The 23,849-nt window shown below is 68.8% G+C and carries 19 protein-coding genes and 1 pseudogene; 13 read left to right on the forward strand and 7 right to left on the reverse strand.

Annotation, left to right across the window (positions count from 1 at the left end; genetic code table 11):
* Positions 1-5: 5 nt before the first annotated feature.
* The 7 genes from GI374_RS17010 to GI374_RS17040 form a co-directional block, all read right to left on the reverse strand.
* Positions 6-1,514 (reverse strand): sugar ABC transporter ATP-binding protein, encoded by a 1,509-nt coding sequence (locus GI374_RS17010; RefSeq protein WP_154338235.1) that lies wholly within the window; start codon positions 1,512-1,514, stop codon positions 6-8.
* A complete protein-coding gene (locus tag GI374_RS17015; protein WP_154338236.1) occupies positions 1,511-2,653 on the reverse strand; it encodes an ABC transporter permease in 1,143 nt (380 codons plus the stop codon). Before GI374_RS17015 ends, GI374_RS17010 begins: the two co-directional genes overlap by 4 nt.
* Before the next feature lie 80 nt (positions 2,654-2,733).
* On the reverse strand, positions 2,734-3,729 hold the full coding sequence (locus tag GI374_RS17020) for a sugar ABC transporter substrate-binding protein (protein WP_154338237.1): 996 nt from the start codon (positions 3,727-3,729) through the stop codon (positions 2,734-2,736).
* Entirely contained in the window at positions 3,717-5,126 is a 1,410-nt protein-coding gene (locus GI374_RS17025; RefSeq protein WP_154338238.1) for a four-carbon acid sugar kinase family protein, read from the reverse strand. The genes GI374_RS17020 and GI374_RS17025 overlap by 13 nt, the downstream gene beginning before the upstream one ends.
* Positions 5,123-6,370, reverse strand: a complete 1,248-nt coding sequence (locus GI374_RS17030) for a ribulose-bisphosphate carboxylase large subunit family protein (RefSeq protein ID WP_154338239.1) — start codon at positions 6,368-6,370, stop codon at positions 5,123-5,125. Before GI374_RS17030 ends, GI374_RS17025 begins: the two co-directional genes overlap by 4 nt.
* Positions 6,367-7,395, reverse strand: coding sequence for a Gfo/Idh/MocA family protein (locus tag GI374_RS17035; RefSeq protein WP_154338240.1), 1,029 nt, complete (start codon positions 7,393-7,395; stop codon positions 6,367-6,369). Before GI374_RS17035 ends, GI374_RS17030 begins: the two co-directional genes overlap by 4 nt.
* Entirely contained in the window at positions 7,392-9,044 is a 1,653-nt protein-coding gene (locus tag GI374_RS17040) for a hypothetical protein (protein WP_154338241.1), read from the reverse strand. Before GI374_RS17040 ends, GI374_RS17035 begins: the two co-directional genes overlap by 4 nt.
* 123 nt (positions 9,045-9,167) lie before the next feature.
* On the opposite strand from GI374_RS17040, the gene GI374_RS17045 reads away from it, so the two are divergent.
* From GI374_RS17045 to GI374_RS17105, 13 genes and pseudogenes are all read left to right on the forward strand, one after another.
* Positions 9,168-10,001, forward strand: a complete 834-nt coding sequence (locus tag GI374_RS17045; protein ID WP_154338242.1) for a phosphogluconate dehydrogenase C-terminal domain-containing protein — start codon at positions 9,168-9,170, stop codon at positions 9,999-10,001.
* 1 nt (position 10,002) lies between these two features.
* Complete coding sequence (locus GI374_RS17050) at positions 10,003-10,866, forward strand: sugar phosphate isomerase/epimerase (protein WP_154338243.1); 864 nt, start codon at positions 10,003-10,005, stop codon at positions 10,864-10,866.
* Positions 10,867-10,877: 11 nt separating this feature from the next.
* A complete protein-coding gene (locus tag GI374_RS17055) occupies positions 10,878-11,837 on the forward strand; it encodes a TRAP transporter substrate-binding protein (RefSeq protein ID WP_154338244.1) in 960 nt (319 codons plus the stop codon).
* Positions 11,834-12,355, forward strand: a complete 522-nt coding sequence (locus tag GI374_RS17060; protein ID WP_154338245.1) for a TRAP transporter small permease — start codon at positions 11,834-11,836, stop codon at positions 12,353-12,355. The genes GI374_RS17055 and GI374_RS17060 overlap by 4 nt, the downstream gene beginning before the upstream one ends.
* Positions 12,352-13,620, forward strand: coding sequence for a TRAP transporter large permease (locus tag GI374_RS17065; RefSeq protein WP_154338246.1), 1,269 nt, complete (start codon positions 12,352-12,354; stop codon positions 13,618-13,620). Before GI374_RS17060 ends, GI374_RS17065 begins: the two co-directional genes overlap by 4 nt.
* A gap of 679 nt (positions 13,621-14,299) precedes the next feature.
* Positions 14,300-15,235 (forward strand): annotated as a pseudogene (locus tag GI374_RS17070) (3-keto-5-aminohexanoate cleavage protein).
* 44 nt (positions 15,236-15,279) lie between these two features.
* Positions 15,280-16,050, forward strand: a complete 771-nt coding sequence (locus tag GI374_RS17075) for an SMP-30/gluconolactonase/LRE family protein (RefSeq protein WP_370515436.1) — start codon at positions 15,280-15,282, stop codon at positions 16,048-16,050.
* Between the two features lie 70 nt (positions 16,051-16,120).
* Positions 16,121-17,728: an ABC transporter substrate-binding protein gene (locus GI374_RS17080; protein WP_370515437.1), complete on the forward strand. Its 1,608-nt coding sequence runs from the start codon at positions 16,121-16,123 to the stop codon at positions 17,726-17,728.
* 93 nt (positions 17,729-17,821) lie between these two features.
* Positions 17,822-18,826: an ABC transporter permease gene (locus GI374_RS17085; protein WP_370515438.1), complete on the forward strand. Its 1,005-nt coding sequence runs from the start codon at positions 17,822-17,824 to the stop codon at positions 18,824-18,826.
* On the forward strand, positions 18,823-19,746 hold the full coding sequence (locus tag GI374_RS17090; RefSeq protein ID WP_154338248.1) for an ABC transporter permease: 924 nt from the start codon (positions 18,823-18,825) through the stop codon (positions 19,744-19,746). Before GI374_RS17085 ends, GI374_RS17090 begins: the two co-directional genes overlap by 4 nt.
* Complete coding sequence (locus tag GI374_RS17095; RefSeq protein WP_154338249.1) at positions 19,743-20,582, forward strand: ABC transporter ATP-binding protein; 840 nt, start codon at positions 19,743-19,745, stop codon at positions 20,580-20,582. Before GI374_RS17090 ends, GI374_RS17095 begins: the two co-directional genes overlap by 4 nt.
* Positions 20,579-21,352, forward strand: coding sequence for an ABC transporter ATP-binding protein (locus tag GI374_RS17100; RefSeq protein ID WP_229583468.1), 774 nt, complete (start codon positions 20,579-20,581; stop codon positions 21,350-21,352). The genes GI374_RS17095 and GI374_RS17100 overlap by 4 nt, the downstream gene beginning before the upstream one ends.
* Before the next feature lie 258 nt (positions 21,353-21,610).
* Positions 21,611-23,641 (forward strand): DEAD/DEAH box helicase, encoded by a 2,031-nt coding sequence (locus tag GI374_RS17105; RefSeq protein WP_154338251.1) that lies wholly within the window; start codon positions 21,611-21,613, stop codon positions 23,639-23,641.
* Positions 23,642-23,849: the final 208 nt, after the last annotated feature.

Here is a 23,849-nt window from a genome sequence, read left to right on the forward strand (position 1 = left end):
CCACGTCATGCCGCGGCCTGCTCGCCGAAAGCCAGCGCCACGAGGTCGGCGTCGCGGTAGCCACCGGCGCGCGATCGCTCTCCGGTGATCTCGCCGCCGCGCATCACGGCGATGCGGTCGCACATGCCCTTCAGCTCGTCGAGTTCCGAGGAGATCATCAGCACGCCGCAGCCCTCCTCGGCCAGACGGTTGACGATGGCATAGATCTCGGCCCGCGCGCCCACGTCGACGCCGCGGGTCGGCTCGTCGAGGATCAGCAGGTGCGGGCGGCTGAGAAGCCACTTGCCCAAGACGACCTTCTGCTGGTTCCCGCCCGAGAGCGACCGCACCGGCTGGCGAGCGAGGTCGGCGGCCTTGATCCGCAGGTCCTGCTGCATCGCCTGCGCCGCCGCCCCAACCTTCTCGCGGTCGACCAGGCCGAGCGGCCCGGCGGCGAACTGGCCCAAGGCCGCGAGGGCAAGGTTGTCGCGGACCGAGGCGTCCATCATCAGACCCTCCTCGCGCCGGTTCTCGGTCACGAAGCCCATCCCCGCCGCGATCCGCTCGCGCGGGCCGCCGTGGAGCGCCTGGCCGCCGAGGCGCACCCGCCCTCGCTCGGCCGGGTCGAGGCCGAAGAGGATGCGGGCCAACTCGCTGCGGCCCGCGCCCATGAGGCCGAAGAGGCCCACGACCTCGCCCTCGCGGACGGTGAGGCTCACGTCCTCGATCACGCCGGGGGCGGAGAGGCCCTCGACTTCCAGCACCGGCGGTGCGTCGGGTGGCGCGATGCGGCGGGGCGGGAAGACGTCGGCCAGCTCGCGGCCGATCATGCTGTGGATCATCCGCGGCACCGGGAAGTCGTCCACCGGCCCCTCACCGACGAGGCTGCCGTCGCGCAGCACCGCCACGCGGTCCGCCACCCGCACCACGTCGCCGAGGATGTGCGAGATGTAGATCATCGCCGTCCCCTCGGCCCGCAGGCGGTCGATCAGCGAAAACAGCCGCTCGATCTCGCGGGTGGTGAGCGAGGTGGTCGGCTCGTCGAAGATGATGAGGCGCGCGCGGCGGTGGAGCGCCTTGGCGATCTCGACCAGCTGCTTCTCGCCCGCGACGAGAGTGCCGACCGGGCGGTCGGGCGAGAGGTCGAGATCGAGCCGCGCCATCAGCGCCTCGGTCGCGCGGGCCATCGCGCGGCGGTCGATCAGGCCCATGCGGCGCGGGAAGCCGTCGATCAGGATGTTCTCGGCGATCGAGAGGTTGCCGAAGAGGTTCAGCTCCTGGTGGATGAAGGCGACGCCCTCGGCGGTGGCATCGGCGGCGCTTGCCGGGGCATAGGGCTGCCCCTCCCACAGCATCCGCCCGCGGGTCGGCGGCACGACGCCGCCGATCATGTTCATCAGCGTCGACTTGCCCGCCCCGTTCTCGCCGATCAGGCCCAGCACCTCGCCGGGCGCGATCGAAAGCGTCAGTCCCTCGACCGCCGGCACGCCGAACCAGTCCTTGCCGAGGCCCTCCAGTGTCAGCAGCGCGCTCATGGCAGCGCCTGTCGCGTCAGGCGCGTGCGGGCCACGTCAAGGAGCGCCGCGCCGAGGATCACCGCGCCCTTCACCATGTCCACATGGAAGGACGACAGGTTCATCAGGTTGAGCGAGTTCGACAGCAGCACGAAGAAGGCGACCCCGAACACGGTCCAGATCACCCGCGCCTTGCCGCCGAAAAGCGAAGTGCCGCCGATCACTGTGGCCCCGATCACGTCGAGCAGAAACGTTCCGCTGCCAAGCGTCGGCCGCCCCGCCTCCAACCGGGCGGCATAGAGGAGCCCGCCGATCGCCGCAAAAAGGGCCGAGAGCGCGAAGGCAAGGATCAGCACCCGGACCACCGGGACACCCGAGATCTCGGCCGCGCGCCGGTTGGCCCCGACCGCGATCACCTGGCGGCCAAAGACGGTGCGCTCTAGCAGCCAGTGGGCGAGGACGGCAACGATGATCGCAACGATCGCCGGGTAGGTGACGAGCGGATAGACCTCGCGGCGCGGCAGCTGCGACTCGGTCCGGGCGCCGAAATAGACCGAGACGATGTCGCCCTTGCCGAGCGCAATGAACTGCTCGGGCAGGTTGCGGATGTTCTCGGACTGGGTGAGCCAGATGGCGAAGGCCCCGGCGATCATCATGGCGACTAGCGTGACCATAAAGGGTGGCATGCGGAAGCGCGCGACGGCGATGCCGTTCATGAGGCCGACCGCGACCGCCGCCAGCACGGCTAGGCCCAGCCCGAGCGCGAGGCCCACACCGCCGCGCCCGTCCAGCAGCCCGCCGCGTTCGGACAGCAGGACGCCCCAGATTGGCGCCTTGGCCAGCACCGCCGGGTCCGCGCCGGTGGCCAGCAACGCCGCCGCAAGCGTCGAGGTTAGCGCCATGACCGCGCCCTGCGACAGGTCGATGCCCGCGACCGCCATGACGAAGGTCTGGCCGATGGCGACGACCAGCAGCGGCCACATGTTCGACAGCAAGTTAACGAGGTTCGCCGGCGTCCCGAGCGTCGGAAGGAACGGCAGCAGGACGAGGAAGTAGCCCACGGTCAGCCACAGGACGAAATACTCGGACCCGAGCAGCCGGGCGAGGAAGCCGCGGCGCTGCCGGGCCGGGACCGGCGCGGGGGCGTCGATGGCGGTCATGCCGGAAACGTCATGAAAAGAGCGCACCTCATCGGCCGGAAGGGGATGGGGCGGCGGCGCGCGGCGGCCGCCCCGATCGGTCACTTGTTCAGGAAGCCCTCGGCCAGCAGCACGCAGCCCCACATGTCCATCTCGCGCTCGCCGATGTTGTCGGTGGTGAGCGCGAAGCCCGGATCTTCGATCACCTGGTTCGGCTGCGCCTCGCCCGCCTCCATCGCGGCAAGCAGCGCCTCGAGCGCGGCGTCGGCCTCGAAATAGAGGTCCTGCACGCCGGTCGCGTCCACATACCCCTCCTTGATCAGGCTGCAGGCGGTCGCGTCACCGTCGAGGCCGGCCATCACCACATGCCCCTCCTCGCCCGCCGCCTTCCACATGCCCCTCGGCTCGAGGACTGAGCGGATCGTCGGGAAGAGGAAGTCCGACGAGGTGAAGAGCATGTCGATGTTCGGATTCGCCGTCACCGCCGCCTCGAGGTTCGAGAGCGCCGTGGCCGCATCCCAGTTCGAGGCTACCTCGATCGGCGTGGCGACCGCGTCGCCGTGCTTCTCGACCGCGGCGTTGAAGCCGGCGCGGCGGCCGACCGCGTTCGGATCGCCGAGGTCGCCCACGAGGATCAGCGGCTGCACCGGCTCGCCACCCGCCCGCTCGATCGCCTTCGTCAGCGCGAAGTCCACCGCCTGCTCGGCGATGGTGGCGTTGTCGGCGACGACGATGATGCCCTTCGAGAGGTCCGAGGGCGGGCGGTTGAAGACGGCAATCGGCACATCGGCATTCTGCGCCTCGTTCACGATCGTGGCCGCGCTCTCGCCGTCCTGCGGGATAATGATGATGCCGTCCACGCCCTGCGCAATGCAGTCGCGGACCTGCTCGAGTTGGCGGTTCGCGTCCTCGTTGGCGTTGCGCTCGATCACCGTGTGGCCGCCCTCCTGCAGGGCGGTGGTAATGGCCTGGTGGCCAGCGACCCAGAACTCGGTCTCGAGGTCCTGGAAGGCGAAGCAGATATTGGCGGCCGAGGCGGCGCCCGCGCTCAGCACGGTGCCGGCGGCGAGCGCCGCAGCGAGGGTCAGGGTCTGCATAGCGTTACTCCCGTTGAGGTTGGTCGGCTGGTGGTCGCGCGGTGATCCCGCGTCTTGTCGGCTTCCGGCGCGTGGCCGTCCCGCACGCGCGCGAAAAGGTCGGGCGGACCCATCTGGCCGCCCTTGAGGACGAGCTCCAGCCCGTCGCGGACCGGCGCCGAGGAGAAGGCGCGCATGACCGAGGCGCCGGGCGCTACATGGGCGAGCGGCCGCAGCGCCGCGACGCCGAGGGCCTGCGCCACGCGGCCCGAGGTGTCGCCGCCCGCGATGATGGCACGGGTGACGCCGCCGCGGTCGATGAGGGCGCCGAGGACATGCGCGAGGGCGGCGCCGATGCGGTCGCCCGCGTCGGGCGTGCTTACCGTGGCAACCCGTGGGTCGGTTGGACCGAGAGCGCTGTGGACAATCGGCGAGCGGCCGGAGGCAAGAGCGGTGAGGGCTTGTTCGACGGCGTTGCTCAAGTCCCCGTTCCCTGCGGCGATGGCCGGGGTGTCGAGCGGAATGGTCACGAACCCCGCTGCCTCCGCCGCCGCGATCTGCTCGGCCGTCGTGGGCGAGACCGAGCCGGAGACCACCGCGAACCGCTCGGCCCGGCCGAGGCCGCGCGGCGCGAGCGGTGGCGGCAACAGCCCGGCCTCGCGCCAATGGGCGACAAGGGCCATTTCGACTCCTTGACTACCGACGACGAACGGGATGCGGGGGGCATCGTCCCAGAGGATGCGGCCGAGCAGCGCCATCTGCGCCTCGTCCACGGAGTCGAGGACAAGGGCGCGGGCACCCGCTTCCGCTGACCGCCAGGATGCTCGCACCGCGCTTTCACTCACCAGATTAGACAGCATGAGGTTCGCCGTCGGCAGCTCCGTCTGCCGCGCCAAGTGCCGCGCAATGTCTGCCTCGTCCATCGGCGTCACCGGATGGCGCGCCATCACCGGGTGCCGGTCGAGCCGGTGGATACCGTCGCCCGCCCGCGCGAAAAGCTGGCCGAAGGCAACCCAGCGGCCCATGCCCGGCGCCCCGATCAGCACCGGGAGTGCGCCAGCGCGGTCGCCAAGTGCCGCCAGTCCCAGCTCCATAGCCCGGCCGATCGAACCGGTCTGGGGCGAGGAATCGAGCGTCGAGCAGACTTTGTAGTGCCGCACCGGCGCGCCCGTCTCCGCCAGCCAGCGGAACACCTCCGGAAGTTCGCGGTCCATCCACTCGGGCGAGCGCGCCCGCGCGTCCCCGGCGATGCCGATGCCGCGCAAGCCCACGCCGAAGCGCGCCAGCACGGCGGGATCGGGCGCGCTCAGGAAGACCATCGATGGCAGGCCCGCAAACTCCAGCACCTCGGCGACGGCCGCCGCGCCGGTGAAGTCGTCGCCATACCAGGCGACCAGCGGGCCGTTGGGCAGGCTCATCGCGCGTAAGCCTCCACTGCTGCCGCCAGAGGCGGGAATGCCGCCGCCGCCTCGTCTAGCGGCTCGCCCGCGGCCGCCGCCGTCCATGCCGCGCGCATCGCCTCCACCCCGGCCTTCGGCCCCTGCGGATGCGCGAGGATGCCGCCGCCCGCCGCATGGATCAGGTCATCCGTGCCGATCGCGGCATAGGTGTCATGAGCCTCGAATACCGTCTGCCCGGAAGAGAACACCGGCATCGTCACGCAGGGCCGCTCGGTCCAGAGCGGCGTCAGCAGCGAGCGGGCCGAAGCGACGACGCTCTCGTCGTCTTCCGTGAACTTGTTGCGGATGCCGTTGACATGCAGGTGATCGGCCCCGGCGAGCCGCCAGAGCTTCGACCAGGCCGGGAAGGACCACCCCAGCATCGGCGCGCGGGTCATCGCACCCCAGCCGTTGCGATGCGCGTGGATCGGCAGCAGCGAATGGCGGCCGAGTTCAACCATCCCCGCCAGCCCGACCGAGTTGACGCTCGCCATCGCGCAGTTGCCGCCAAGCTCCACGACGAAGTCGTGACGCCGGCGCATCTCGTCGATCTCGCCGGTGATGTTGAGCGCGAATAGGACGTTGCGCCCGGTCCGCTGGCGGTGGCGGTCGATCTCGACCAGCACAGCGCGGGCGCGGGCCTCGAACGGGCAGGCCGGGCCGTCCGATTGCAGCTCGTCGTCCTTGATGAAGTCGATCCCCGCCTCGCAGAGCCGCCGTGTCAGCGCCGCGGTCTCCTCGGGGCTGAGGCCCACGCTCGGCTTGATGATGGTGCCGATCAGCGGCCCCGTGGCGACGCCCGACAGCCGGCGGGTGCCGGCGACTCCAAAGCGCGGTCCGGGGTAGCGGTGGCCGAAGGCCGGGGGCAGGCGCAGATCGAGAAGCCGGATGCCCGAGAGCGCGGCGAGTTCGAACAGGTTGCCCGCGACGGTCGCCACGAGGTTCGGCAGCGACGGCCCGATGGTGTCGAGCGGCCAGCTGATCGTCACCGCCGCCCGCCGGAACGGCCCCGGCCCGCGCGCACCGGGCAGCGCGGGCGTGTCGGATTGGTCCAGCAGCTCCAGCCGCTCGACCCGCGCGCGGGCGGCGATGACGCCGGGCGCGTCCTCGCCCGGCACGGCGACGAAGGTGCCCGAGGACTGCTCGCCCGCGATGTCTTCAGCGGCGCGCGCGGGGTCGCGCGGGGTCTCGATCAGGTAGTCGGCCTCGATTCGCTGCGTCATGTCTGCGCCTCCAGTGTGACCCGCCGCCCCGTCTCGGCCGACTCATAGGCCGCGAGGCAGAGCGCGAGGGTCCTGACGTTGTCCGCACCCGAGGGCTGCGGCATGGTTCGGCCGTCGAGCACGTCGATGACATGCGCCTGAAACCTGCGAACGCTGTCCTGAACGACATGCCAGGGTCGCTCGCCCCACGCAGGCACGGGTGGCTCCCCGTCCTCCTCCACCCGCCCCGCCTCGCCGTGGATGACCAGGCGATGGCCGGGCAGCAGTTCGATCGTGCCCTCGTCGCCCTCGACCCGCGCCCAGACCTGCGGGAAGGGCTCGGGGTCGTAGCGCGAATGGAAGGACACGTCGCAGACCGACACGTCGCCGGTGGCGTGGCGGGTCAGCACGGTGAAGGCATCCTCGCCCGCGACACGCGGGTTGCGGCGCTGCGTCTCGCAGGTGATCGCCGCCGCCTCGCCCATGAAATGCCGCGCGAGGTCGAAGACATGAACGCCCACGTCCATGATGGCGAGGCGCGGAAATTCGGCGAGGTAGGGCTGGCCGGCATAGACGTCCCATTTGTGCCGGAACTCGAAGCGGCCGTGGCGCGGGGTGCCGATGCCGCCCTGCTCGATCACCGCCTTCATTCGGACGAGCGGCGCCTGCCAGCGGAAGTTCTCGTGAATGACGAGGGCCGCGCCCGCCGCCTCGCAGGCCGCGACCATGGCGCGGGCGTCCTCGAGCGTGTCGGCGATAGGCTTCTGGCAAATCAGCAGGCGCGCGTGGGGCGCCGCTAGTTCCACAAGGGCGCGATGCGAGGGCGGCGTGGTCGCGATGTCGCAGAAGTCGGGGCGCTCGGCAGCGAGCATCTCGGCGGCGTCGGTGTAGATGCTAGCGACGCCGAAGTCGCGGGCGAAGGCCTCGGCGCGGGCGCGGTCGGTGTCGCAGACGGCGGTGATCCGCGCGCCGGGCAAGTCGGTCCAGGCGTGCATGTGGTTCCGCGCGAAGAAGCCGCAGCCGATGAGGCAACCGCGGTGGGTCATGCGAAGGCCTCGTCGAGGACGAGCCACTGGCCGGGCGGCAGGCTGCGGCCGGCGACGGTGGTGGGAGCCTCGCCGGTGTTCGCGAGGACCGCGCCGCGGTCGCTGGCGATGCCGGTGATGTCGGGGGCAGTCACGGGCAGCGCGCGGGGGGTTCCGGCCGCGACAGCGGCGAGCGCGCGGATGGCATCGGCAAGCGGACCTTGCGCCGCGAAGGGGCCGGAGGGCGCGGCGAGGGCGATCTCCTCGGCCCCGGCCTGCGCGGCCGCGGCATAGGCGGCGACGGCAAAGGCGGCGGCGAAGTCGGTGCCCTGCCGCGGGTCGCGGTCGGTCATGGTCAAACGCTGCCCTTGCGGGTTCGGCCGCAGCGCCGCGCCGTAGGGATTGCTCCGCATGCCGATGGCGCAGAGGTTCAGCGCGAGCGGCCGGTCCCCGGCGATCCGGCGCGACGACGCGAAGACGGCGGGCAGCGCCTCGGCCGTCTGCAAAACCGCGGCATCGCTCGCGTCGTGGACGATGGCGGCGGTGCCGTGGCTGACGACGTCGCCATGCGAGGGGTCGGGGCGCGAGCGGTTGAGTTCGGTGAAGCAGGTGTAGAGGCCGGTGGCGGCCGTGGCGTCGGGGAAGGCAGCGCGCAGGGCGCGGGCGAAGTCGGCGGGGCCGGGGCCGGGCGGGCAAGGCTCCTCGGGCTGGCGGCTCGCGAGCCAGGCGGGGGCGATGCCGGAGACGCGCCGAGGGCGGACCCCTGACGTCGCCAGCACCGCCGCGAGCCGCGGCGCGTCGCCCGGATCGCCCACCAGTTCGACGGCGAGGCCGAGGCCCGCCGCATCAGCGGCCCACGCCGCGGCAGCGAGCCAGTCGTCCCACTCGCCCACTCCAACCCGCGCCTGCAACATCCGCGCGCCGCTGCCCGCGAGCGTCCCTGCGTCCGGCGCCGGACCCCAGGCCGGCTCGGCGGCGAGCGCGATGGCGGGGAAGCGAGCCGGCACCGCGGCGGCGCCTGCCCCGGTCTGCCCGGCGGCACGGCGCGCGCCAACGGCGACGCGCACTCGCTGCCGGATCACCTCGCCCGGACGCAGCATGAACGGCCGCGGCAGCGACAGCGGGCGGCAGTAGGTCTTGAACGACGCATCGGTCCAGTTCCGCTGGTCTTCCATCTCAAAGACCTCACCCTTGAAGCTGATCTCGACTGGAACGCCGTGAACCTCGTGCGCAAGGCCGGCGATGTCGCGGACCGGCTGGGCCGGGGCGATTTCCTGGGGGAAGCGGGTCTCCTCGGTGCTGCCGTCCGGATGGCGCACAGTCAGCGGCGCCCCCTCGACCCCCGAGAGCGGGTGCAGCACCACGAAACCTGCGCGGTTGACGTCGAGCGGGGCGTGGCAGATCAGCCGCGCTTCGGCGTCGAGGCCGCCGGCCGTGACGGTGAAACGGACCTCCCCTTCCACCGCGCCGCCCGCATACCGGCAGCGCCGGATGAAGCCTGTCGCCCCCACCTCGTCCTGCACATCCTCGGCCGCATAGGTGCCCCAGTCCGCGTCACGCAGGATGCAGGCGAGGCCGCGCAGGACCTCGACGCCATGCGCTGCCAGCCGCGTGACTGCCCCGTCATCGATCCGCGCCGCGACCTGCCCCTGCTCCAGCGTGACTTCCATCGTGCCTCCTCCCGGTCGCAAGCTGACTATACCAGTGCAGGGTTGGGCAACGATTTTGTTTTGTTGACACAGAACTCACCCAACCGGAATACTGGTATGATCAGTCAACAGCGGAGGCTTCAGATGGCGGTGCGGATCGCAGTGCTCGGTGCCGGGGGGAAGATGGGGCTTCGTATCACGCGCAAGCTGCGGGACGCGGGTTACGACGTGCGTGCGGTCGAGATCGGCGCGGCCGGGCGGACGCGGCTGGCAGAAGCCGATATTGAGGTCCGGGAGCAGGCGCAGGCGCTGCACGAGGCCGAGGTCATCGTCCTCGCGCTGCCTGACCAGATCATCGGCAAGGTCGCGTCGGAGATCGTGCCGCAGGTCGCGCCCGGCACCATGATCCTGATCCTCGACGCGGCCGCCCCCTATGCCGGCGTCCTGCCCGAGCGCGCCGACATCACCTATTTCGTCGGCCACCCCTGCCATCCGCCGCTCTTCAGCGATGTCAAGACGCCGGAGGAGCGGCACGACTATCACGGCGGGGTAGCCCCGCAGGCGATCGTCTGCGCGCTGATGCAGGGGCCGGAGGAGGACTATGCCCGCGGCGCCGCCATCTGCGAGGCGATGTGGGGGCCGATCATCTGCACCCATCGCGTCACGCTGGAGCAGCTGGCCATCCTCGAGCCGGGGCTGTCGGAGATGGTCGCCATGCCCTTCGTCGACACGATGGTCGAGGCGGTGGACGAATGCGCCGAGAAATACGGCATCGACCGGCAGGCGGCGCTCGACTTCCTGATCGGGCACCTGAATGTCGAGATCGCCATGTGGTTCGGCTTTTCGCCCAAGGTCCCCTCGGATGCGGCGCTGCGGCTGATGCGCTTTGCCAAGTCGGTGGTCGTCCGCGACGACTGGCGGGAGGCGCTGACGCCGGCGAAGGTCAGGGAAGCGTCCGAGCTGATCGTGCGCGGCTGAGGTGGACGGCCCCGCGCTCTCGGTATCAACGGTTGCCTTTGACGGCCACCCGCTGGACGTCGCGCTCGAGGTGCTGGCGGCGCTGGGGATGACGGGGGTGGAGCCGGCCTTCATCCGCGGCTATGTGGATTTCGACGAGCGCGACCTCGGGGTCGAGGACGCGGCCGCGCTGCGCCGGCGCCTTGCGGCGCATGGGCTGACGGCCCCGGCGGTGTCGGCGCATTTCGACCTGTCGCATCCCGATGCGCCCGCGATGCTCGCTCGCCGCATCGGTTTCACCGCCGGGCTGGGCGCGGCGATCCTTATCACCAATGCGGGGCCCGCCGCCGACGAGTGTGCGATTCTCCGCGTGATTGAGGGCGCGCTGCCCGAACTCGAAGCGGCGGGGGTGACGCTCGCGCTCGAGAATCCCGGCCATGGCACGGGCGACCTGATCGGCAACGGGCGAGTGGGGGCGGCGCTGATGGCGCGTATCAACCATCCCGGCGTCGGGCTGAATTATGACGCCGGCAACGTTTTCACCTATTCCGGCGGCGGCACCCGGCCGGACGACGACCTGCCCCATGCCCTGCGGCATGTGGTGCACCTGCACCTCAAGGACATCGCCGATGACGGCGCCGGCGCCTGGCGCTTCTGCCCTCTGGGCGAGGGGCTGATCGACTGGACCGCCGTCGCCCGCGCCCTCGCCGCGCGCCCTGCCCCGCCCTGCGGCCTCGAACTGCCGCTGCGGCTGCGCCGACCCGGCCGCGGCGACCCGGTCCGCGCGCCCGACCCGGCGCCGCTTGAAACGATCCGTGCGGGGCTGGCCGCCTCGCGCGCCCACTGGGCTGCGGCATGCGCCGCATCGCTCGCTGAACCGAGTTAGAGGAGGATCCCATGTTCAGAACCCTGTCACTCGTCGCGCTGATCGCCGTCGGCGCCCAGCCCGTCGCGGCCGAGGTCGTCATCAAGGCCGGTCACGGCACCACGTCCGAGCATCCCACCCATCTCGCCCTGATGCGTTTCGCCGACAGCGTCGCCGAGGCAACGAACGGCGAGGTCACGGTCGAGGCCTATCCCGACCGCCAGCTCGGCGAGGAGCGTGAGCTGGCCGAGGGGCTGCAGCTCGGCACCGTGGACATGGCCGTGATTTCGACCGGACCACTGCTGTCCTTCGCACCCGGGATCGGCGTCGTGGACCTGCCGTTCCTGTTCCGCGATTCGAAACATGTCGAGACCGTCCTCGACGGCGAGATCGGCACCGCGCTGCTGGCCGAGTTCGACGGCACCGGGATCAAGGGTCTCGGCTGGTGGGAGAACGGCTGGCGGCACCTGACCGCGAACGAGCCGATCCGCGCCGTCGAGGATCTGGACGGCCTGAAGCTCAGGACCATGCAGAACCCGGTCCATATCGCCGCCTTCGAGAAGCTCGGCGCGGCGCCGATCCCGATGGCCTGGGGCGAGGTCTTCACCAGCCTTGGCCAGGGCGTGATCGACGCGCAGGAGAACCCGATCACCATCACCTACGTCAACTCGCTCTGGGAGGTGCAGGACTACCTGATGCTGACCGGGCATGTCTTCGGCCCCCATGTCGTGCTGATGAGCCAGTCGAAATGGGATAGCCTGACCCCCGAGCAGCAGACGATCGTAACCGACGCCTTGACCGAGGCGACCGCTTTCCAGCGCAGCGAGGCCACGCGACTGGAAGCCGAAAACCTGGAGAAGCTGAAGGAGAACGGCATGGAGGTGATCGAGGTCGATACCGCACCGTTCCGTGAGGCCGTGCGCGACATCGCCGCCTCGCAGTCCGAACTTGATCAGGACATGATCGAGCAGATCAAGGCGATCGGCGAGTGAGCGCGCAGGCGTGGACCGGCCGCGAGGGCCTGGCCCGCGCCTGGGCATGGCTCGAGCGCGGCGTCATGGCCGTGCTGATCGCGGGGCTCGCGGCGATGACCATCGCGAGCCTCATTCAGGTCGTCGCCCGTTACGTCTTCGACAACCCATTGAGTTGGACCGAGGAATTCTCGCGTTTCGCCTTCATCTGGGTGTCCTATCTTTCGGCCTGGCTCGCCTGGCGGTATCGCGCCCATATCGCGCTCGGCGCCGTGGACCATGTTCCTTCGGCGCGGCTGAAGACCTTCTCGGCGCGCATGGTCGAGGCTTTGGTGCTGGCGCTCTGCCTCTACACCCTATGGACCAATGCGCGACTCATCGGCATTGCCGCCCATCAGCCATCGGCGATCCTCAGAGTGCCCATGGGCTGGATCTACGCGGGCTACAGCGCAATGGCGCTGATGATCGCCCTCGACGTGCTGCTGGGCTGGATCACCGGCCGGACACCGCCGTCACAGGACCCGGAGGACGCCCATTGACAGCGATCCTGCTGGGAAGCTTCGTCGTCCTTCTGATTATCAACGTCCCGGTCAGCTTTGCGCTGATGATCGCCTCCCTCGCGGCGCTGACATGGGGCGGCATCCCGCCCACCCTCGTGGGGCAGCGGATGACGGCGGCGATGGACAGCTTCATCCTGCTGGCGATCCCGTTCTTCCTGCTGGCTGGGCAGCTGATGTCACGCAGCGGCATCGCCCGCGACATCATGAATCTCGCCTATGCGCTGCTGGGATGGATGCGGGGCGGGCTTGCCCACGCCAGCATCGGCGCCGGCACCATCATGGGCGGCATGACTGGGTCGGCCGTAGCCGAGGCCTCCTCGATCGGGGGCGTGATGATCCCCGAGATGCAGGCCAAGGGCTATGGCGGCGCCTATTCCGCCGCGGTGGTGGCGGCGGGCTCGCTCATCTCGGTGCTGATCCCGCCCTCGGTGCCGCTCATCATCTACGGGGTGGTGACCGGCACCTCGGTCGGGCGGCTCTTCATCGCCGGGCTGATTCCGGGGCTGCTGATGGCGGCGGTGATGATCTTAGTGACCTGGTGGATGGCGATGCGCGCCGGCTATCCGCGCGGGCCACGGCCCACGCCGGGGGCGGTCTGGCGGGCCTTCGTCGCCAGCCTCTGGGGCCTCTTCATGCCCGTGGTCATCATCGGTTCGATCCGCTTCGGCATCGCTACGCCGACCGAGGCGTCGGTTCTCGCGGTCGCCTACGCGCTGCTGGTCGGCATGGTCGTCTACCGCAGCATCCGCTGGCGCGACCTGCCGCGGATCATGCTCGACACCGCCGTCACAAACGGCGTCGTTTTGCTGCTGATCTCGGCCGCGACCCTTTATGGGTTGATCATCACGCGCGAACAGGTGCCGCAGGAGGCCGCCCGGCTGATCCTCGAACTGACCGGCAATCCCACGGTGCTGCTGCTGCTGATCCTCGCGGTCTACCTAGTGGCGGGGATGATCCTCGACCTTGGTGCCGCCATCATCATCCTGGTGCCGGTGTTCTGGCCGATGACGCGGCAGGTCGGGATCGACCCGGTGCATTTCGGGATCGTTACGGTGATGGGCCTCGCTGTCGGCCTCATCACGCCACCGGTGGGGGCGAGCCTCTTTGTTACCTGCGGTATCGCACGGGTGAACCTCATCGCCGCGGCGCGGGCGGTGTTGCCCTACGTGGCCGCGCTGACGCTGCTGGTGGTGGCGGTGATCCTGTGGCCCGACATCGCCCTATGGTTGACGCGGGATATGTGAGAGATTGGCGTGATAGCGGACGGCAGGGTCTTCGAGCGGGCATCCCGCGTGAAGCGCAGCATCGGGTAGCCGCGAAGACGACTGCGAAGAGATGATCCGCCGTTCGCAGAGCCCCGTCGAGTCGATGTGACGCTCCCAGACGATCCCGGAATGTCCGAAGTTCTACTACCCCCAGCACGCCGACTAATTCAGCAACCGGTCAGAGTAGGGCCCGCCCTTGCCCTTTTCGTGGGCGCTGCAGCTGGTCAAGATGCGCGCAGGGTGGTATCGTCGCGAGGTGGCGTCTCTGTTACAGTTCGCGCTGCAACCTGCGCTACAAAACTTACGATGAAGCAGTCCTAACTGATTGAAATGTGGCCGGTATTCCAATGATCGGCGTTTCCCACCCTCTCCGCCACTCACTATCTCAGACGATTTGGTTTTTCGGATTGGCGCGCGCTGCCTGTACTCCGCCTTTCATGGTCCAGGTCGGCATACTTTGCCGACTCTTTGCATCACTGATCGCGCTCACTATGCCGCCTCGGCACCCAGGCCGGCTCATCGAACACCGGATGGACTGACCCTCGGAGACGAAGCTCCGCGGCATCCGGCAGGTCGTGCTTCCCGTTCAAGATCGAGGCCGGCTCGGCCGGCTTCACCCGCGCCGTCGCCATCATCGAGGATTAAGGGACGCCACTTCATGGCGACCAAACCCAACAAGGTCATCATCACCTGCGTCGTGACGGGCGGCATCCACACGCCCTCCATGTCAGACGCGCTGCCGATCACGCCCGACGAGATCGCGCTATCCGCGATCGAGGCCGCCGGAGCCGGCGCCGCGATCCTGCACCTGCATGCCCGCGATCCGAACGACGGCCGGCCCTCGCCATCTGCGGAGGTGTTCGGGCAGTTACTGCCTCGGATCAAGCAATCAACCGACGCCGTGGTGAACATCACCACCGCAGTGGACTGACCATGACGATGGAGCAGCGGCTCGAAGGTGCGATTGCGGCGAAGCCTGAGATGGCCTCGCTGAACATGGGCTCGATGAACTTCGGCATCTTCCCGATGGCGTGGAAGGACCGCCATTGGAAGCACGACTGAAAAGCCTTATCTCGAAGGCACCGACGACTTCATCTTCCGCAACACGTTCCGGGATATCGAATACATCCTCAGGAACCTGGGCGAGGCGCATGGCACGCGGTTCGAGCATGAGTGCTATGACGTCGGCCACCTCTACAACGTCGCCCACTTCGTGGATCGCGGCCTGCTGAAGCCGCCGTTCTTCATCCAGATGATCTTCGGCATCCTGGGCGGTATTGGCGCGGCGCCCGAGAACCTGATGTTCATGAAGCAAACCGCCGACAAGCTGTTCGGCGATGCCTATCGCTGGTCGGTCCTCGGTGCGGGCCGCCACCAGATGCCGCTGATTACCCAAGCCGCGATGATGGGCGGCAACGTCCGAGTCGGGCTGGAGGACAGCCTCTATATCGGCGCCGGCAAGCTCGCGCGCTCCAACGCCGAGCAGGAGAGCAAGATCCGCCGCATCCTAGAGGAGCTCGGGCTGGAAATCGCCACCCCCGCCGACGCGCGCGAGATCCTGGCCCTGAAGGGCGGCGATCAAATGGGGTTCTGATGGCGCGCAACGCGATTGACGGCTTCTAGGTCGATCCCGCCAGCGTGCGCCACGTCGGACGCGCCCTGCAACGCCCCGAGTGCATCCTGGCCGAGCGCGACGGCACACTCTGGTCGGCCGACGCGCGCGGCGGCGTGATGCGCATCGGCGCCGATGGCAGCCAGAGCCTGATCGCGCAGGTGCAGGACGACAGCTTCGCGGCGGCCGAGGACGAAACCGATCGCTTCACGCCCACGACAACATTGCCGAATGGCCTCGCCTTCGACCGTGACGGTAGCTTCCTGATCTCGAATTTCGGCACAGACCGGCTCGAGCGGATGTCCCACGACGGCTCCCGCACCGAGGTCCTGCTTGACCGGATCAACGGGCAGCCGGTCGGCAAGGTGAACTTCGTCCTGCGCGATCGCCGCGGCCGCATCTGGATCACCGTCTCGACACGGATCCGCAACTGGATGTCCGCGATCAGCCAGAACGTCGCCGACGGCTACGTTGCCGTCCTGGATGAGCGCGGCGCCCGGATCGTCGCCGACAGCTTCGCCTTCACGAACGAAATCCGCTTCGACGCCGAGGAGCGCTGGCTCTACGTTGTGGAGACCAGCGGCCGGCGGATCACCCGCCTGCGGATCGGCGAAAACGCGAAGGTCGAGGCGCGCGAGATCTGTGGGATAACTGCCGCTCGCTGCGTTTCGCCTGCTGAATCCTGCAAGAAACACCCCCCGCGCTCGGGACATCCATCACTCGTCCCAATGCGCCATCGGCAAGCCCGCCGCTCACGCGGGGAACGCACAAGCCGTTTGCCACAAACAGAAACCTGACATAGCGTGAAGGCACAATTGCTATCCGCGCAACCCCGATTTTCGCCCGTCCGCACGAGAGGTTTGACCCGTGTTCCATGTCCGCACCCACCTTCTGGCCAGCACGGTGCTGCTGGGCAGCGTTCTGGCGACCCCCCTTGCACTGGCCGAAACGCCGCCCGACACGCTGGTGATCGCCACGTCGATCGACGACATGATCTCGCTCGACCCGGCGCAGAGCTTCGAGTTCTCGGGGCAGGATCAGATCAACAACATCTACGAGACGCTGGTCGAACTCGACCCCGAGACGCTGACGCCGATCCCCGGCCTCGCGTCGGAATGGTCCGTGTCCGAAGATGGGATGACCTTCACCTTCACCATGACCGAGGGCAGGCAGTTCGCATCCGGCAACCCCGTGCGGGCGCAGGACGCCGCCTTCTCGCTGCAGCGGGTGGTGAAACTGAACCAGACCCCTTCCTTCGTGATCGGCCAGTTCGGCCTGACACCGGAAAACGTCGATCAGAAGGTTCGCGCCACCGACGACCGCACGCTGGTGATTGAGACCGACCGCCCCTTCGCGGCGACCTTCCTCTATAACGCGCTGACCGCCGAGGCAGGCTCGATCGTGGACATGGAAACGGTTGCCGCCAACGCCGAGGGCGAGGATTTCGGCAACGCCTGGCTCAGCCGCAACTCGGCCGGCTCCGGCCCCTATGCGCTGCGCTCGTGGTCCCCGAACGAGTCGGTGATCCTCGAGGCAAACCCCAACTGGCATCGCGCGGGTGACCTCGTCATGCAGCGGGTCTTCATCCGGCACGTGCTGGAGCCGGCGACCCAGCGCCTGCTGCTGGAAGCCGGCGACGTGGACATGGCGCGGAACATGACCCCGACCGACGTCGCGGCCATCCGCGACAACGAGGGCGTCAAGATCGAGGACAACCTGCGCGGCCAGCTTTACTACGTCTCGGCCAACCAGAAGAACGAGATCCTCGCCAATCCGCAGGTGGTCGAGGCGCTGAAATACGCGATCGACTATCAGGGCATGGCCGACACGATCGTGAACGGCACGAACGTCGTGCACCAATCGTTCCTGCCCGCCGGATTCCTGGGCGCCATCGAGGACGAACCGTTCTCGCTGGACCTTGACCGGGCACGGACACTGCTGACGGAGGCGGGTTATCCTGATGGGTTCGAGATCGAGATGCTGATCCGCAACGAACAGGAACGCATCGACATCAGCCAGGCGATGCAGGGCACGCTGGCGCAGGTGGGCATCACCATGTCGATCCGTTCCGTCACGGGGGCCGAGGCGCTGTCGATCTATCGCGCCCGCAACCACGAACTGACGCTGCAAACCTGGGGCCCGGACTATCCCGACCCGCACACCAACGCCTCGGTCTTCGCCCTGAACCCCGACAACTCGGACGAGGCGCAGCTGACCGGCAATCTCGCTTGGCGCAACGCCTATCCGGCGACCGAGACGACGCCGATGGTCGAGGCCGCCGTGGTCGAACAGGACGAGGCGACCCGTCGCGGCATGTATGAGGAAATGCAGCGCATCAGCCAGCAATCCTCGCCCTTCATCATCCTTTTCCAGCGGATCGAGCAGACGGCGATGCAGCCGAACGTCGAGGGCTTCACGGCTGGCGGCGCCGTCGCCTCGGCCTTCTACTGGCCGGTGACGAAGACGCCGCAGTAAACGCGGGCGATGACCCCCGCCGACATCGAAGACCCGCGCGGCTCCGGTCGCGCGCGCTTCGGTTCGTCCGGCCTCCCCCACGTTGTGAAACGAGTGGGAGGCTTCGCCTTCTCGCTCGTCGTCACGCTGTTCGGCCTGCTGCTGGTGACGTTCCTCATCGCCCGGGTCGTGCCGCTGGACCCGGTGCTGGCCGTCGTGGGCGACCGGGCAACGCAGGCCCAGTACGAGGCCGCGCGCGAGGCGATGGGGCTCGACCGGCCGCTGGCGGTGCAGTTCGTCGACTATGTGGGCGACGTGGTGACGGGCGATCTCGGCCACTCGAACCTGACCTCACGTCCTGTCGTCGAGGATATCCGCCGCACCTTTCCCGCAACGCTTGAACTGGCGACGATCGCCACGATCATCGGCGTGATGCTGGGGATCCCGGCGGGCGTCATCGGCGCGGTCAACCAGGGACGATGGCCCGACCACGTCATCCGGGTGGTGGGGCTTCTGGGCTATTCGATGCCGGTGTTCTGGCTTGGGCTGGTGGCACTGCTGATCTTCTATGGCCAGCTGGGCTGGACCGCAGGGCCCGGGAGGCTCGACGTGACCGAGCAGTTCATCTACGAGCTTGAGGTCACGCGCGTGACCGGATCGGTCATCATCGACAGCGCCCTGTCGGATGCGTGGGACGTGTTCCGCAACGCGCTTGCCCATGTGGTGCTGCCGGCCGGGGTGCTGGGCTATTTCTCGATGGCCTATATCTCGCGGATGACGCGGTCCTTCATGCTGGAACAGTTAGGGCAGGAATACGTGATCGCCGCCCGCGTGAAGGGCGTTCCGGAATGGCGGGTGGTCTGGGTCCATGCGCTGGGAAACGCGATGGTGCCGCTGATCACGGTGATCGCTCTCTCCTATGCCGGGCTGCTGGAGGGATCGGTGCTGACCGAAACCGTGTTCGCATGGCCGGGCCTCGGCCTTTACATCACCCAGGCGCTGTTCGCGGCCGACTTCAACGCCGTCCTTGGCGGCACGCTGGTGATCGGGGCCATGTTCATCGTCATGAACCTGCTGTCCGACATCCTGTACACTCTTGTCGATCCGAGGGCGCGATGAGCGGCGTCCAGACCCCGCCAACGATCCGCGAGTGGTTCGCCACCGACACGCCCCGCTCGCGCTTCCAGGCTCGCAGCATTGCGTTCTGGAACGCCTGGCAGACGCTGTCGTCGAACTGGCTGGCAATGATCGGCCTGGGGATCATCGTGCTGCTGGTGCTGATGGCGGTGTTTGCGCCCTGGATTGCGACGCATCCGCCGAATGCCCAGAATCTTCCCGGTCGCCTGAACCCGCCGGGATGGGAGGGGCACCTGCTCGGCACCGACGAACTGGGCCGCGACGTCTTCTCGCGCATCGTTTATGGCGCGCGCGTCACGCTTTACATCGTCGCGCTGGTGGCCGTGACGGCGCCGGTGTTCGGGCTGATTGTCGGCACCGTGGCGGGCACGCTCGGCGGCTGGACCGACCGGATCCTCATGCGGATCACCGACATCTTCTTGGCCTTCCCCCGGCTGATCCTGGCGATGGCCTTTGTGGCGGCGCTCGGCCCCGGCATCTTCAACGCGGTCCTCGCCATCGCGCTGACGGCCTGGCCCGCCTATGCGCGCGTCGCCCGGGCCGAGACGCTGACGGTGCGCGGGTCCGACTACATCGCCGCCGCACGCCTTCAGGGGGCGGGGACGTTCCGGATCATCACCGGGCATGTCATGCCGATGTGCCTGTCCTCCGTGATCGTGCGGGTCACGCTGGACATGGCGGGCATCATCCTGACGGCGGCAGGCCTGGGATTTCTCGGCCTCGGCGCGCAGCCGCCGCAGGCCGAATGGGGGGCGATGATCTCGACCGGGCGGCAATACCTGCTGTCGCACTGGTGGGTCGCCACCATCCCCGGCATCGCGATTCTGACCGTCAGCCTCGGCTTCAACCTGCTGGGCGACGCATTGCGCGACGTGCTGGACCCGAGGGCGGCCACCAAATGACCGAGCCGCTGCTGTCCGTCCGCGACCTTTCCGTGACCTTCGACACCCGCCGCGGCCCGTTCCATGCGGTGCGCGCCATTTCCTTCGATGTCGGGCGCGAGCGGGTCGGCATCGTGGGCGAATCCGGGTCGGGCAAGTCGATGACCGGCCGTGCCATCCTGAGCCTCATTCGCCCGCCCGGCCGGGTCGAGGCGAGCCGCCTGACCTTCGACGGCACCGATCTGCGCAATCTGCCCGAACGGCAGATGCGCAGGGTCCGCGGCCGCCGCATCTCGATGGTGATGCAGGACCCCCGCTATTCGCTGAACCCGGTGATGACCGTGGGCCGCCAGATCGCCGAGGCGCTGCGCGTCCACGGCCGCCCCCCCCGTGATGAAATCCGCCGCCGCTCGCTCGACATGCTGACCGAGGTGCAGATCCGCGACCCCGAACGCGTGCTCGCCGCCTATCCGCACGAACTGTCTGGCGGCATGGGCCAGCGGGTGATGATCGCCATGATGACGGTGACGGAACCCGAACTGCTGATCGCGGACGAGCCGACCAGCGCGCTGGACGTGACCGTGCAGCTCGAAGTGCTGCGCATCCTCGACGACCTGGTGCGCCGGCGCGGCATGGGGCTGATCTTCATCAGCCACGACCTGCGGCTGGTATCCACCTTCTGCGATCGTGTGCTGGTGATGTATCGCGGCCGCATCGTCGAGGAGATCGAAGCGCAGCAGCTGGCCGAGGCGCAGCACCCCTACACGCAGGGCCTGCTCAACTGCCTGCCCCGGATCGGTGGCGGGCAGGGCGACCTGCCCACCCTGCAGCGCCAGGACGCATGGAGCCACGCTTGAGCGCGCCGCCCCGCATCGAGGTGGAAAACCTGTCGGTCGTCTTCGGCGAGGGAGCGCGGCGGGTCCTCGCCGTCGATTCGGTGTCGTGCCGGGTCGAGCCCGGCGCGTCCTGTGGGCTGGTCGGTGAATCCGGATCGGGCAAGTCCACTGTGCTGCGCGCGATCTGCGGACTTGCCCCGATCGCCGGCGGGCGCGTCCTGCTGGACGGGCAGCCGCTGGAAAGGCGCCGCAGCAAGGCTTTCACCCGGCAGGTGCAGATGGTCTTTCAGGATCCCTATGGCTCGCTGCACCCCCGCCACACGATCGATCGCATCCTGTCCGAGCCGCTCGCGATCCACCGTTTCCCCCGGACGGACCACCGCGTCACGCAGGCATTGTCCGATGTCGGGCTGGACCCCGCCTTCCGCTTCCGCCTGCCGCATCAGTTGTCGGGCGGCCAACGTCAGCGAGTCGCGATTGCCCGCGCACTGATCTTGGAACCGACCGTCGTTTTGCTGGACGAGCCGACCAGCGCGCTCGACGCCTCGATTCAGGCCGAGATTCTGAACCTTCTGTCGCGACTCAGGCGCGAGCGGGCTCTGACCTATCTGTTCGTCAGCCACGATCTGGCGGTGATCGATCACATGTGCGACCGGCTGCTCGTCATGCAGGGCGGCCGCGCAGTCGAGGAGCTGGGCAAGGGCGCGCTCGCGTCGGGCGACGTGTCGAGCGATTATACCCGCACGCTGATGAAGGCGAGCGCGGGCTTCGTCCGGCCGGCGGCGGTGTAGGGCGACGCACTGGTGTTCGGTTGCCACGTCCCGGATGGGCGATTCCGGATCGATTTTGCTTGCCCGCTGTTCGAGACAGCGCGCCGACCGTGAAGCCTCCCCAGTCCGAAGTCTGAGGCTTCCATTGACTCGTGCCCGCCTCGCAGGTAAGCGCGCGTCCTTCGGCCCGAAGATTCCGGCGTGGCGGGGCATGGGGTCCCACCGCGAAGGCATGGTGCCGCTCATCGGATGCGCGGCATCCTCTCCTGGTAAGTATAAATGACCGATCTCGAATTCGCCGCGCCGCTGGCCGCGGCCCTGGCTGCCAAGGGCTATGACAGCCTCACCTCTGTTCAGCAGGCAGTGCTGGCCCCCGAGGCGGCGGGGCGAGACATCCTGGTGTCGGCCCAGACCGGCTCGGGCAAGACGGTGGCCTTCGGGCTGGCGACGGCCGGGGACATCCTCGATGGCGACCGGCTGTTGGATACCGGGCTGCCCCTAGCGCTGGCGATTGCGCCGACCCGCGAGTTGGCGCTGCAGGTCGCGCGCGAGCTTGGCTGGCTTTATGCCGATGCGGGCGCGCAGATCGCGACCTGCGTGGGCGGCATGGACTATCGCACCGAACGCCGGGCGCTGGCGCGGGGCGCACAGATCGTCGTGGGTACCCCCGGTCGGTTGCGCGACCACCTGGAACGCGGCAGCCTCGATCTGTCGGCCTTGCGCGCCTGCGTGCTGGACGAGGCCGACGAGATGCTCGACCTTGGCTTCCGCGAGGATCTGGAGTTCATCCTGCAGTCTGCACCCGCGGACCGCCGCACGCTGATGTTCTCGGCCACCGTGCCGCCCGCCATCTCGAAGCTGGCGACCGAGTTCCAGAAGGACGCGCTCCGAATCGTCGCGCAGGGCGAGGCGCGCCAGCACGGCGACATCGCCTATCGCGCGTTCAGCGTGGCGGCGCGCGACCGCGAGAACGCGATCTTCAACCTGCTGCGCTTTCACGAGGCGCCGACGGCCATCGTCTTCTGCAAGACGCGGGCCAACGTGAACCACCTGCTCGCCCGGATGGGCAATCGCGGCTTCAAGGCCGTGGCACTGTCGGGCGAACTGAGCCAGCAGGAGCGCACCCATGCGCTGCAGGCGCTGCGCGACGGCCGGGCACGCGTCTGCATTGCCACGGATGTTGCCGCGCGGGGCATCGACCTGCCCGGGTTGGAACTGGTGATCCACGCCGATCTGCCGACGAACGCCGAAACGCTCCTGCATCGCTCGGGCCGCACAGGGCGGGCGGGGGCAAAGGGAGTGTCGGCGCTGGTCGTCACCTCGGCCGACTACAAGAAGGCGCAGCGGCTGCTGCAAGGCGCGAAGGTCGAGGCAGAATGGGGCAAGGCGCCCTCGGCCGACGATGTGCGCGCGCGCGATGATGCGCGGGTGCTGGAGCATCCGGTCCTCACCGCCGAGCCGGGCGACGAGGTGGACACCGCCGCGCTGCTGCTGGAACGCTTCGGCGCGGAAGTCGTCGCCTCGGCCTTCGTGCGCCTCTGGCGCGAGGGGCGGCCAGTGCCCGAGGAGCTTGCGGAGACGCCGGCCCCGGGTGCGCCGCCAGCGCCGCGCCCGCGCGGCGAATTCGGCGACGCGGTCTGGTTCGCGCTGTCGGTCGGCCATACCGGACGGGCCGAGGCGCGCTGGCTGCTGCCGAAGATCTGCGAGGGGGGCGGCATCACCCGCGACGCCATCGGCTTGATCCGGGTGCGCCAGGACGAAACCTTCGTGCAGATCGCGGCGGCGCAGGCCCCGCGCTTCGGCGGGCAGATCGAACTCGAACCGGGTCTGACCATGCGACGCCTGCCGGACGAGCCGTCCGTTGACCGCCCCGAACGCGGCACATCTCCGGCCGAGCGTCCGCGCGCGATCCGGGGTGCGGCAAAACCCCCTCGACCCGAGGCATATCCTGGTGCATCGCCGCAGTCCCGTTGGAATCCGCTGGATACAAGAGCGCCTTCCAGGCGCGGTGGGTCCGATGTGCATCTCGCCGGGGAGAAGCCGGCGAAATCTGTCGCGCAGCACTCGCCTGAAAGGCGGGCCCTCGCGCTCACAACTGAGGCTGGCGGCAAAGAAGCGAAGGCTGCAAGGAGATCATCCGGCGCACCCCCCCGAGTACAAGATGCCGAGCCCCTCCCTCGAAAGCCACGTGCGCTCCAAGCTGGGAACACTGCTGGAAAGGCACCGGGCAGCGCCGTTCCGAAGGCTGATCGCGCAAGGTTCAAGTCGAAGGCTCCAGGCAGCGCAGGCAGCCCCGGGAGGCGTAGGTAACCCGCCAAACCTTTGAGAAGGAAATGTTCTCGTTGGGCCTGCCCGCCTCAAACGCTCCGACGGCCCCGGAGGCCATCGCGGGGTCACGTCCGTCAACGTGGTGTAAATCGTGAGATGGCCTGAGATCATGATCAGGCGGCCTTGGCCGTGATGCTGAGGATGGGGTCGATCTCCTCCTTGTCGATCTGGGCGAAGGCCTCGACCATCA

Source organism: Paracoccus sp. S-4012 (genome assembly GCF_009674885.1).
Classification (GTDB): domain Bacteria; phylum Pseudomonadota; class Alphaproteobacteria; order Rhodobacterales; family Rhodobacteraceae; genus Paracoccus.

What these genes read in the sequence shown, in the direction of transcription:
- GI374_RS17045 (WP_154338242.1), top strand. Translation starts at nt 9,168, where the DNA reads ATGGCGGTGCGGATCGCAGTGCTCGGTGCCGGGGGGAAGATGGGGCTT.
- GI374_RS17035 (WP_154338240.1), bottom strand. Translation starts at nt 7,395, where the DNA reads ATGACCCACCGCGGTTGCCTCATCGGCTGCGGCTTCTTCGCGCGGAAC.
- GI374_RS17055 (WP_154338244.1), top strand. Translation starts at nt 10,878, where the DNA reads ATGTTCAGAACCCTGTCACTCGTCGCGCTGATCGCCGTCGGCGCCCAG.
- GI374_RS17025 (WP_154338238.1), bottom strand. Translation starts at nt 5,126, where the DNA reads ATGAGCCTGCCCAACGGCCCGCTGGTCGCCTGGTATGGCGACGACTTC.
- GI374_RS17030 (WP_154338239.1), bottom strand. Translation starts at nt 6,370, where the DNA reads ATGACGCAGCGAATCGAGGCCGACTACCTGATCGAGACCCCGCGCGAC.
- GI374_RS17015 (WP_154338236.1), bottom strand. Translation starts at nt 2,653, where the DNA reads ATGACCGCCATCGACGCCCCCGCGCCGGTCCCGGCCCGGCAGCGCCGC.
- GI374_RS17095 (WP_154338249.1), top strand. Translation starts at nt 19,743, where the DNA reads ATGACCGAGCCGCTGCTGTCCGTCCGCGACCTTTCCGTGACCTTCGAC.
- GI374_RS17090 (WP_154338248.1), top strand. Translation starts at nt 18,823, where the DNA reads ATGAGCGGCGTCCAGACCCCGCCAACGATCCGCGAGTGGTTCGCCACC.
- GI374_RS17040 (WP_154338241.1), bottom strand. Translation starts at nt 9,044, where the DNA reads ATGGAAGTCACGCTGGAGCAGGGGCAGGTCGCGGCGCGGATCGATGAC.
- GI374_RS17010 (WP_154338235.1), bottom strand. Translation starts at nt 1,514, where the DNA reads ATGAGCGCGCTGCTGACACTGGAGGGCCTCGGCAAGGACTGGTTCGGC.
- GI374_RS17020 (WP_154338237.1), bottom strand. Translation starts at nt 3,729, where the DNA reads ATGCAGACCCTGACCCTCGCTGCGGCGCTCGCCGCCGGCACCGTGCTG.
- GI374_RS17105 (WP_154338251.1), top strand. Translation starts at nt 21,611, where the DNA reads ATGACCGATCTCGAATTCGCCGCGCCGCTGGCCGCGGCCCTGGCTGCC.